Origin of the sequence: Nonomuraea turkmeniaca, assembly GCF_005889735.1 — a bacterium.
Taxonomy (GTDB): domain Bacteria; phylum Actinomycetota; class Actinomycetes; order Streptosporangiales; family Streptosporangiaceae; genus Nonomuraea; species Nonomuraea turkmeniaca.
In genome coordinates, this window is record NZ_VCKY01000314.1 from 1 (window position 1) to 10,554 (window position 10,554).

Sequence of the window (10,554 nt, forward strand, 5' to 3'; positions counted from 1 at the left end):
CGCCGATCGCCTCCAGCGTCGTGGTCGTGCCGTACGGCACCGCCATGGTCTTCTGCAGCACCGTACGCGCGAAGGGCGTGGCCAGCGCCAGGTCGACCGCCGTGGCGACGGCGCGCAGGCGGTCGTTGCTGGCCAGGACTTCGGCGAGCAGCCGCGGCTGGTAACCGGCCTGGTTCGCGGCGGACACGATGGCGCGAAGGTCTTTCGGCAGGCACTTGCCGTCGAAGCCCGGGTTGGTGGCGAACACCGCGGTGTGGGAGGGCTCGACGCGCGGGTCGAGAAGCCAGCCTTCGCGGACGGTGTGCCAGTCGGCGCCCAGCGCGGCGCAGATGCGCGCGAACTCGTTGACGAAGGTCACCTTGGTGGCGAAGAAGGCGTTCTCCATATACTTGACGATCTCGGCCTCGAGAGCGTCGCACTGGAAGTACGTCTTAGTGGGACCGAGGATGGGCAGCAGCGCGTCGACGAACCAACGGCGCAGGTCCGGCCGGCCGCCGACGATCACGAAGGGGAGCGCGGCGGCGTCGGCGCACACAGGGTTGTAGTAGCGGCTTTCGCCGACATACTCGGGGCAGAAGCAGATGTCCTTGCCGGTCTCGGCGACCAGTTCGTCGGTGGTGCCGGGCGCCACCGTGGACTTGATCAGGACCTTCGAGGTAGGCAGCTGCTTGACCGCCTCGCGCACGTTGGAGACGTCGCAGGCGCCGTCGGGGCCGGTGGGGGTGTTGACGCACACGATGGCGAAGTCGCAGCCGGCCAGGGCCTCGGTCGGATAGGGGCCGCCGTCGGCCTGATCGTAGGTGATCAGGTCGGCGTGATCGCGCAGGAAGTCGTGCATGGTGCGGCCGACATGTCCCATGCCGATGATGGCGATCTTCACGATGTCACTCCTTGGGTAGGCGGCTGGCGAACGCCTCCAGCCGGCACGCCACGACGGTCTTGGTGAGCCGTCGGGCGTTCGGGCACGGCGCAGCGGCGAGGCGGGCGAAGTACGGGGCGTCGGTCATGGGGGCGTACCGGTAGCGCAGCGAGTCGACCTCCAGGCCGTCGTCGTGGAGGCTGCCGGCGAGCTGGCGGGCCTCACCGGGAGAGGGGCACATAGCGACGATGCCGTAGCGGCCGTGCTCGACGACGTCGTCGGACTCAGATGCCTCCGCCCACGTGGTGCCGGTGGCGGTGAGCAGGTCCGTGGCCACCTCGCGCAGGCGGGTGTGCCGGTCGCGGATGGTGTCGATGGCGTCCATCTGGGCCAGGCACCAGGCCGCGCCCAGGGCGTTGATTTTCGCGTTGGCGCCGAAGCGGGCGCCGAACGGACCGGCTGGGATGAGCCGTCCGCCGGCGAGCTCGGCGCGCTGTCCGAAGTTGCGCACGGCGAGGATCCGCTCGGCCAGGCGCTGGTCGCCGGTCAGACAGACACCGCCTTCGCCGGCTTTGAGGGGTTTGCGGCCGTGCAAGCTGAAGCAGGAGATGTCGGCGACGTCGCTCAGCCCTTGACGGAGCCGCAGGAACGGAGCCTGAGCGAGGTCGAGGATGACGGGCACGCCAGCGGCGCGCAGGCGGTGCAGGGCGGCCGCATCCTCATCCCAGTATCCCCACATGGGCACGGCGATGGCGGCGGCAACGCCGTTGCGCGCGGCCCGCTCCAGCGCGTCCGCGTCGAGGCCGAAGGAGGTGGGCGAGCAGCAGTCGACGAACACCGGGGTGGCGCCGACGGCGGCGACGGCCAAGCCGGTCATGGCCGGGCCGAGCACCGATACGGCGACCCGCTGCCCGGGGCGGACGCCGACGGCATACAGGGCGCACATGAGAGCGATGGTGCCGCTGGAGACGCACAACGCACGCGCGGTGCCGGCGAAGGCGGCGAAGCGCTGTTCCAGGTCACGGGCCACGTCGGCGTTGCCGGTGCCGCCGTCGGCGATCGCCCGCTCCAGGTGGGCTACCGTCAGGCCGTCCACGCCAGTCCTTCGGCCTGCAACAGTTCGTCGAACGCCTCGTAGACCGGCAGGAGGCTGGCCAGGCTCGCCAGCGACTCCGCCGGGCCGCCGGCGACCAGGTCCCCGAACGCGGCCAGCTCGGGACCGTACCCGGCGCTGTCGTAGCCGCCGCCGATGGGGGAGGTACGCCACAGCACGCGGGCGCCGGGGTATTCCCGGACATGCTCGTCGCCGCCGTTGGGCAGGTGCAGCAGCTCCGACATGTTGCGAAGCTCCAGCAGGTCTCCGCTGGCGGTGACCACACGCACCTGGTGGGAGAAGGCGGCGGCGCAGCTGCCGAAATGGACCTCCAGCCGCGTGCCGCCGGCCGGATCGCCGGCGACCAGCGTGGCGAGCCGGCCGCGGTTGACCGCAATCATCTGCCCGGAGGTCACCCTCTGCGCGGGCAGCAGCACCTGCGCCAGGTCGATGGCGTGGATGCCCTGGGCGGCGAACAGGCTGGCCTCCAAGGACATGTCCGGCGAGAAGGACTGGACAGGCTTGCGCGCGATGTGCTCAACGCGGGCGTAGCTGATGGGGCCGTACTGCGGGGCGGCCAGGGCGCTGCGGAGGCGGCGCACGCCCTCGGCCAGGCGGAAGTTCATACCGACCACGCAGTGCACACCGGCCCGCCCGGCGTGCTGCAGCAGCGTGCGGAGCCCGTCCAGGTCCGGCGCGGGCGGCTTCTCCACGAACGTGTGCAGCCCGGCCTGCAGCGCCCACGCGACGTGATCAGCCTGGGCGCTGACCGGCAGGGCCACGATCGCGCCATCGAAGGTGTCGGCATCGACGTCCTCGGTTGAGGCGTACACCTGGGGGATCAGCCAGAGTTTCGCCAGGTGCTCGGCGCGCTCGCGGTCGCTGTCCACGAGAGCGTGGATGCTGATGCCTGCCGAGCAGGCCGCGGGGAGCAGGGTGCCCCCGCCGTGATCTCCACATCCGATCAATAGGGTGCGCATGTCACTCCGTCCCGAGAAGAGTCGGCGATCGGGCAGATACGGCGCATTGCGGGCGCGGCGAACTGAACGCGCCTGCCCTGACGCGCCTAGCGGTGAGAGGGTTGTGAGGTTAGGCGTCCGTACCCGGGCCGGCGGTGGGCCCGGGTACGGGGTCGATGAGCGGAATCTGCTCGGCGCTGCTGGTGGACGGCGGCGAGGCGGGACTGCTCTCGCGGATGCCGAACGGGTCGCTGCGGTTGCGGCGCCTCCGGTTGAGCAGCCACCCGCCGACGGCGTCGGCTTGGGCGCGATAGTGGGGCACATCGTAGGCGTGGCCCAGCGCCGCAGTTTGCTCGTTGAGGATCACGATGAAGCCCTCGAGGGCAGCGACCTCGGCGGGCGTGAGCGGGCGAACGCTGCGGTAGCCGTCCAGCAGCTCGGCGGCGCGTGTTTGCTGAAAACGCACCGCGCCGGTCTCAGGGTTGATCGGGAAGAATCCCGTGGCGAGAAGTTTGGCCAGGTCGAACGCCGGAGGCGCGTGCATAACCTTGTCAAAGTCGATGAAGCCGAACCCGCCGTTGCTGCCGGCGACGACGTTGTCCCAATGCAGGTCGCCGTGGATCGGCTGAGGACGCAGGAGTTCCTGCCGGCTGGCGAACGTCGGGTAGATCCGGTCCCGCCACACGTGGCGAGCGACGTACCAGGCGGGCAACTGCTGCTCGTCGGTCGGGATGGGGCCGCGCTCGAACGACAAGCGCCGGTCGGTGAAGGCCTCACCGCCGTGGCGGGCCAGTTGCTCGTGCAGCAGGGCGATGTCCTGTCCGAGACCGTGAGGGTTGCTTCGGTCGGCAGCGCCCTTGCCGATCCACGTGCACACATGCACCGTCCAGGTACGGCCGTCGTGCTCCATGGAGGCCACCGCGAGCGTGTCGGGCCGTTCCACGCCGTCGACGGCGTTGACGAGTTCGCCGATGCGGGTGATCAGCGGGGCAGGCTTGGGAGTGAGCCGCAGCGCCACTTCCGGCACTCCCAGGGTGGCCGGGACCGCATGCCACACCGTGGCCTGCGTGCCACCGCCGACGGGACGGAAGTGGTAGCCGTCGCCAGGCCACGGGGTGTCCACCGTGGCGGCCAGCGTGGCGAGCGCCGCATGCAGCAGCTCGTCCTGCTCCTGCGCCGGCATCGTGCGCACCTCCTACCGCGGGGTCTTGGCCGGGGCCTGCTGCTGGCGCATCAGGTGAGTCCGTAACGCTGGCCAGAACGCGAGCCCCTCGATGGGCCAGGACGTCGCCGTGGCGAGCATCCGTCTGCTCAGCGAGGACGGGCGCTGCTGGTGCGCATGGTCCCAGGCCAGCGCCGGGATCACCGGGTAGCTCACCAATCCTGCCAGTACCGCTAGATCGTATGCAGCCGATTGGGATGCTCGGCCACGACGCGCCAGGGACGCGACCGCGACGCAGGCGCTGGCGGCAACGGCGAGAGTGCTCAGCCCCCACCCGAGGGGGACGGCCGCGTGCTGAGCCCGCAGCAGCTCCGCTTCATGCCGGCTCAGGCGGAGCAGGCCGCGGGACCGGCACCAGCGCACGGTGGCGTCGAAGTTCAGCAGCCCGCGCAGCCACGCGGTCTGCTGAAGGAGCAGATCACCTGCCGAACCGGGCACTTCGGCGATGTCGCGGCTGGTCAGCAGCCCGATGGGTTCGGCCATCAGGCGGCAGATCCAGCCCAGCAGCAACCCGTCGGCGTAGGCGAAGTCCGGGAAGCCGCCAATGTCGTCGAGGAAGTCCAGCCGCGCGAACTCGCCGTGACCGAACGTAGAGTACGGCGCGGTGCGCGACCACATCGTGGAGCCGGAACGACCTCGCGCGTTACGGCTGACGTAGTGCGACAGCGTCCACCACGTCTGCAGGACCGCGTTCCCCTCGGCGACCAGCCCAGCATCGCCGCGCCCGGGCACGACATACTCGACGAGCTGCTGAAACAGCCGAACATCCGGTTCGGCGTGAATCCGGGCCCGCAGCTCGTCGAACGTGGATGCCTCCGGGCGGGAATCGGCGTTGTAGACGCCCACCCACAGCCCCGCCGGCCCGTCGGCGTGCTGCGCGAAACGCGCTCGTGCCTGCTCCACAGCGAGGTTGAGCTGGCTGGCGCGATAGCGGGTGACGTGTTCGCAGCGCACCAGTTCGATGGGAGGGCTGGCGTGATCGCCGGCGAACAGGCGGCGCAGCTCCTCGGCGATCAGATCGTGCGTGCTCGGACCGTCCACGTTCTCCTTGGCGGTGGTCACCAGCAGCACCTGATCCACCAGGCGGCGGCGGGCGACGTCGTGCCAGAACCGGGTCGTCTCCACGGCCAGATCCGCTTCCAGGAACATCGGCACGACGCACACCACGCGCGGCCCCGCCGCCTCGGAGGCCGCGGAGGCCGCGGAGGCCTCCGACGGTGCCGTCTGGGGGAGCAGCGGAGGGGCCGGGCGGCTGCTACGGCGAATTTGCCGCCACTCCAGCACCCGGCGCGTCACCAACGTCGCTGCCAGCAGCCCGATCAGCGGGCGGAGCAGGTGTGCGACCGGCGGGCCGGTTCGCGATGAGCTCGTACACGTATCCGAACGCATGGACAGCCTCCTGGCAGGTGAGCACCGCGATCACGCGGGCGGCAGATCCGGTGACGCGGCGGCACCGGTGCACGCTGTTGTTCCAGCAGATGTTGGCCGCCACCCTCGCCAGCACCGCAGAGGGGCGGTCTTGGCGGTAGCCCCGGCGGGCCCACAGCACGGCGCGAGCCCTGCCGCTGCGCCAGCACCGCAGCAGATACTGGCGAAAGTCAGCGGGGTGACGGTGCAGGATGGCCATGCCGGGGCTGAGGACGGCCCGGTTGCGGCAGTTCAGGCGGCGGCCGAGTTCGACGTCGCTGTAGGCGGGCAGCAGCTGATCGAAGCCGTCGGCGTCGATCAGCGCCTGGCGCCGGTAGGCGCTGTTGCCGCCGTTGACGTACGGGGCGCCCAGCACGTCGGCGGACGTGTCGGGGTCGGTGTACCACGATCCGAACGTCTCGTAGTAGTAGACGGTGTCACGCAGTTGGGCGTACAGGTTGGCCGGGCCGGAGCTGATCACCTTGCCGCCGAACGCGACGTGGTCGGGGTAGGTCCGGCTCATCCGCACAAGGTCGGTCAACCAGGTCGGCGCGGGAACGCAGTCGTCGTCGAGGAAGGCCAGCAGGGCTCCGCGGGCGGCCTGGATGCCGGTGTTGCGGGCGCGGGCGATGCCGACGCGGCGCGGCAGAACGAGGACGTTCATGTCTCCCCCGTCGGCCCTCTCGCCGGCCTCAGCCAGCCAGTGGTAGCGCGGGCAGCCGTCGATGACCAGCACGATCTCGTGCGAGACGCCGGCGTCGGCGAACTGGTGCCGTACCGCTTCGACCAGGCGTCGGCAGCCGTCTTCGCGGCCGGTGGCGACGATGACACTCACGTCGACGTCACCGGCCAGGCCTTCGGGGCCGGCTGGTGCCCGGCTCATGGCAGCAGCTCCTGTGTGGCCAGGTCCTGCTCAAGTCGTTCGGCTGTGGTGAAGACGTGGCCCAGCATGCCCAGGGCGGCGCCGGCGTCCACCCAGCTGGGGGTGTCATCGACGTAGAAGGCGCGATCGAGGGTGAAGTCCCCCAGGATCGCGGCGTGCTGGTAGCAGGAGGGGTCGGGCTTGACGTGGCCGATGTCGGCCGAGCACAGCACCAGGTCGGCCAGCGAGTCGAGGCCGTGAAATTCCAGGTCGTCCCACAGCCGGAAGGTTGCGTTGGACAGCAGAACCACTTTGACGCCGCGGTTCTTGACCGACTTGAGATGCGCGACGACCTGCTCGTTCAGGTCGCCGTGATAGCCGAGCCAGTCGAGCACAGCGGCGCGTCCCACCAAGGGCGACACCGCGCTCATCCACGTGTCGCGGTCAAGGGCGCCCCGCATGGCCAGCATGCCGGGTTCGGATTTCAGCACGGCGGGCAGAAGCGTTCCGATGCTGAGACCGTGACGGGCTTCGATGGCGGACGCGACGGCCTCATCGAAGCTGATGATCACGCCGCCGACGTCGCACACCACCGTGTCGATCGTGTGGTGCTCCTCGTGGATCGTCGCCATGAGCACACCATCCCTGAGCCGGTTCGCGAGCGCGGTGCGCCCGCTCGTGCATCTGTGTTTCAGCTGGCGCCGACCCGAGCCGTTCGGCTGGTGATGTGGACGGCCCGGTCGGACGCCTCTTCGAGGACACCTCAACATGCTGTGGCGAATCCAGAGGGCACGCTGTGGCGAATTCCTGCGCCTTTCGCCACAGCCGTGGCGCTACATCCGGCCCAGGTGTGGCGGATGTGGCGTTGCCGCGCTGCACCTTCACAGAAGGTGCCGACGTCGTTACGGTGGAACCAAGGGGTTGCACCTGGACCAGGCCCTGTTGCCCGCACCAAGGACGGCTCCGTTGTCCCCTCAGGCGACGCACAAGCAACGCAACGAGTTGCTCCGCTATTGGATCGAGCGGGCGGCCGTGAGCTACGCGGCCCTGGCCGATGCCCTGGCGGAGACGGCCAAGGCGGCAGGGCGGCCCGATCTGCGGCCCGATCGAACCCGCATCGGGCACTGGGTCAACTCCGGCGAACAGCCGCGCCCTCCCTTACCGGACCTTCTCGCAGCTACCTTGAGCCGGCTGTGTCGGCGTGCCCTGACGCCTGCCGATCTCGGCCTTTCGGTCACGCCCTCGCCCTGCGAACCGACACCCGTCCTGGACGGGAACTCCCTTACCCACGTCGCGCCGCTTCCAGCGGCGCCCGCCATAGAAGGTGATCACACGAAGAGACGACAAGCCCTCGCAGTCCTCGGCATCACCGCAGTTGCCCCGCTGCTGGGAGGAAGAGCCGAAGCGGCGCAGGCTGCCACGGATTACGCCCGCTACGCCAGCGCCACCGAGCTGGAGCCCGCCGACATTTCCGACCTCGAAGTCGCGGTCGACCAGTTCGGCGCGACCTACTCCGCCCACCCGCCGCAGCGCCTGTGGCCAGAAGTCTTCCAACGTCGCCACCAAGCCTTCGAACTGCTGCACCATCGCCGCCACACGCTGCGGGAGGGCCGTCATATCGCCCGGCAGGCCGGCATGTTGTCGGTCATCTTGGCTTGGCTGGCCCACGACCTCGGCGAGCCCCAGGTCGCTGAAGCGTTCATTGACGACGCCAAGACGCACGGTCAGCAGGCTGACGCGCTGGAGGTGTGCGCGTGGGCTGATGACATGCTGGCCACGCACGCGCTCTATGACGATCGGCCGCTGGATGCGCTGGCTGCGGCTACCCGTGGGCTGGCCACCGCGCCGCGCAACAGCCCGATCGCCGTCCGCCTGACAGCGCAGCGCGCGCGGGCTCACGCGCTCCTCGGCGATGGCGCCAGCTTCGCCGACGCCGCTGCCCAAGCCCACCATTACCAGGATGGGCTGCCCGTGACGAACACCGGCCTGTTCGCCGTCGATGCGGTGCGCATCATCAGCTACGACGCCTCGTCGCATGTCTGGCTCGATCATCCCCAGCAGGCTCGCACCGCTGCGCTGGAGGCTATCCAGCATTACGAGGCCGCCCAGGCGCCGACCCGGCTGTCGATCGCCCAGCTCGACCTGGCGCTGGCCTACACCGCCCTGGGCGAGGTGGAGGCCGCTATCGAGGCGGGCCGCCAGGCGTTGAGCTGTAACCGGCTCGTCAGCGCCATCACCAGCCGCGCCCGCCAGCTCGACCACCGCCTGCGCCGCAGCTTCCCGACGCTGTCCGAGACGCGCGATTTCCACGATCAGGTGCGTCTCCTGCAGCCGTCCGTATGACCGTCCGCCGAACTCGCCCAGGGGAAAGTGACGTCGATGCCTGCCGTACACATGACCGCGTCGGTCTACCTGTTCGCCGAGGTTGAGCACGAGTGGCGGATCGGGCTCATTGAGCACCCGCGGCTCGGCGGCTGCATGATTCCCGGCGGCCACGTCGAAGACGAGATGCCGTCCGATGCCGCCGTCCGCGAAACCATCGAAGAGACCGGCCGAACGCCCCGGCTGCTGCCGCCACCGGGGATAGCGATACCGGAACGCTACCCGCATCCCCTCGTGAACAGCCCCTGGTGGATCGTCCGCATGCCCGTCAAACCCGACCGCTATCTGCCCACGCAGCACATTCATGAAGATCACCAGTATGTGGCCATCGCCGATCACCCCGACCAGGAAACCCACGTTGCAGAGCATCCCTTCCAGTGGGCGACCGTCGGCGACCTGCCGAAGCTCTCCGTTCCAGCCGGCACCCTGGTAGTCGCCCACACCTTGTTCGACCTCCTTCAAGCACAAGGCGTCGACGCCTTGACCCGGCATCGCGCGCCGGTGCCAAGATTGCCGACCCCGCACCCATGGCCGGCGTGAGGATCGACTATGCGCCATCACCTGGCCGAGCGCGGCACGCGACCGCTAACAGCTGGCATCGTTTTCGACTGCGACGGCGTGCTCGTGGACACCGAAGGGGCATGGAGCCTCGCCTACGAAGTTCTCTTCACCCGCTACGGCGTGCCCCTCACCGTGGCAGCTCGGCGCAGCCTCGCCGGCCTCAACCTCGTGCAGCTGAGCAACCAGCTCGCCGACATGCTCGGACCTGCGGTCATGCCTGAGCAGGTGGGAAGAGAGGCATACGCGCTGATGCGTCAGCACCAAGCCGAGACAAAACCATTGCCCGGCGCCGTGGAACTCGTTGACCGGCTCGCTGGATGCGTGCCATTGGCCGTAGCCTCCAACGCCCCCGCACACGTCGTGATCACTAATCTGGAGAAGTCCTTCGACCTTGCCGCCTTCACCGTGATCGTCGGCAGCGACGTGGTCGCCGCACCCAAGCCAGCACCGGACGTCTACATCGCGGCATGCGCCGCCATGAACGTCCCTCCACGCCGCACCTGGGCATTGGAAGATTCTGCTGCGGGCGCCAGCGCCGCTCTGTCTGCCGGTCTCGGGGTTGTGGGAGTCAAGGACCCATCAGAGGATTCCATCCCTTGCCACGTACGCCATCCCCACCTGGCCGACCCCCGGCTATGGCAATCGCTCATGACCCTGCCTTTCGCCTGACCGCGCCCGCAGCCGCGACAATCCTGCCGTCATCGCTGAAAGGGCCGTGCCGGCCCTGCGGCTGCCGGACGGCCTTGGGACGGCCAGGGCATGGTCACCGCGACGGACGGCTCGTCGGGCTCAAGCTGGAGCTGGGGTCCGTTGAGTCCGCGAAGCGGCTGCGAACTGTAGCGCTGGCTGACTACGGTCAGCCATGACGATGACGGGCCAGCTCTCCGGGGTGTGGCCGGGCTCATCGGCGCCGAACTGGGAGGAAGGCCGTCCTTCGTCCCGGGTGGTGTGGACGAGGAGGATCCGCTGGTGGATGCGTCTGTGAAGTACGACATGACGGCGACGAACCTGGTGTTCCGCCGCAGCGAGAGCGCCGGTGATTGGGTCACCGGTGTGGCCTATCACCTCCGCCTCGGGGGGTTCCTCCCGGCGGGCGGGCACTGGGAGGACGGGGAAACGCTGGCTGAGACGGCGCTGCGGGAAACCGTAGAAGAACTCGGCTGCCGCACGTTGATCATCCCTGGGCTTTCGTCGATGCCAGCCCCGGCT

10 protein-coding genes are annotated in these 10,554 nt (G+C 69.4%); 4 read left to right on the top strand and 6 right to left on the bottom strand.

Going from position 1 to position 10,554, the window contains the following annotated elements; all coding sequences use genetic code 11:
• From ETD86_RS48880 to ETD86_RS48910, 6 genes are all read right to left on the bottom strand, one after another.
• The coding region (locus ETD86_RS48880) for a Rossmann-fold NAD(P)-binding domain-containing protein (RefSeq protein WP_484213973.1) at positions 1-880 on the bottom strand (880 nt) is incomplete at its 3' end.
• Between the two features lie 4 nt (positions 881-884).
• Positions 885-1,955: an aminotransferase class I/II-fold pyridoxal phosphate-dependent enzyme gene (locus ETD86_RS48885; protein WP_170223705.1), complete on the bottom strand. Its 1,071-nt coding sequence runs from the start codon at positions 1,953-1,955 to the stop codon at positions 885-887.
• Complete coding sequence (locus ETD86_RS48890; RefSeq protein WP_170223706.1) at positions 1,943-2,932, bottom strand: Gfo/Idh/MocA family protein; 990 nt, start codon at positions 2,930-2,932, stop codon at positions 1,943-1,945. The genes ETD86_RS48885 and ETD86_RS48890 overlap by 13 nt, the downstream gene beginning before the upstream one ends.
• A gap of 109 nt (positions 2,933-3,041) precedes the next feature.
• Positions 3,042-4,094: a phosphotransferase enzyme family protein gene (locus tag ETD86_RS48895; protein WP_138673459.1), complete on the bottom strand. Its 1,053-nt coding sequence runs from the start codon at positions 4,092-4,094 to the stop codon at positions 3,042-3,044.
• A gap of 1,294 nt (positions 4,095-5,388) precedes the next feature.
• Positions 5,389-6,423, bottom strand: a complete 1,035-nt coding sequence (locus ETD86_RS48905) for a glycosyltransferase family 2 protein (RefSeq protein ID WP_138673461.1) — start codon at positions 6,421-6,423, stop codon at positions 5,389-5,391.
• Complete coding sequence (locus ETD86_RS48910) at positions 6,420-7,034, bottom strand: HAD-IA family hydrolase (protein ID WP_170223707.1); 615 nt, start codon at positions 7,032-7,034, stop codon at positions 6,420-6,422. Before ETD86_RS48910 ends, ETD86_RS48905 begins: the two co-directional genes overlap by 4 nt.
• A 334-nt stretch (positions 7,035-7,368) precedes the next feature.
• On the opposite strand from ETD86_RS48910, the gene ETD86_RS48915 reads away from it, so the two are divergent.
• The 4 genes from ETD86_RS48915 to ETD86_RS48930 form a co-directional block, all read left to right on the top strand.
• The gene (locus ETD86_RS48915; RefSeq protein ID WP_138673463.1) at positions 7,369-8,745 is read left to right on the top strand and encodes an NsdA family TPR-like regulatory protein; all 1,377 of its coding nucleotides are present in this window, start codon (positions 7,369-7,371) and stop codon (positions 8,743-8,745) included.
• A 36-nt stretch (positions 8,746-8,781) separates the two neighbouring features.
• Complete coding sequence (locus ETD86_RS48920) at positions 8,782-9,324, top strand: NUDIX domain-containing protein (RefSeq protein WP_138673464.1); 543 nt, start codon at positions 8,782-8,784, stop codon at positions 9,322-9,324.
• Positions 9,325-9,333: 9 nt separating this feature from the next.
• Complete coding sequence (locus ETD86_RS48925) at positions 9,334-10,014, top strand: HAD family hydrolase (protein WP_138673465.1); 681 nt, start codon at positions 9,334-9,336, stop codon at positions 10,012-10,014.
• Between the two features lie 222 nt (positions 10,015-10,236).
• Positions 10,237-10,554, top strand: a 318-nt coding sequence (locus ETD86_RS48930) for an NUDIX domain-containing protein (RefSeq protein WP_138673466.1), incomplete at its 3' end; no start/stop codon positions are given.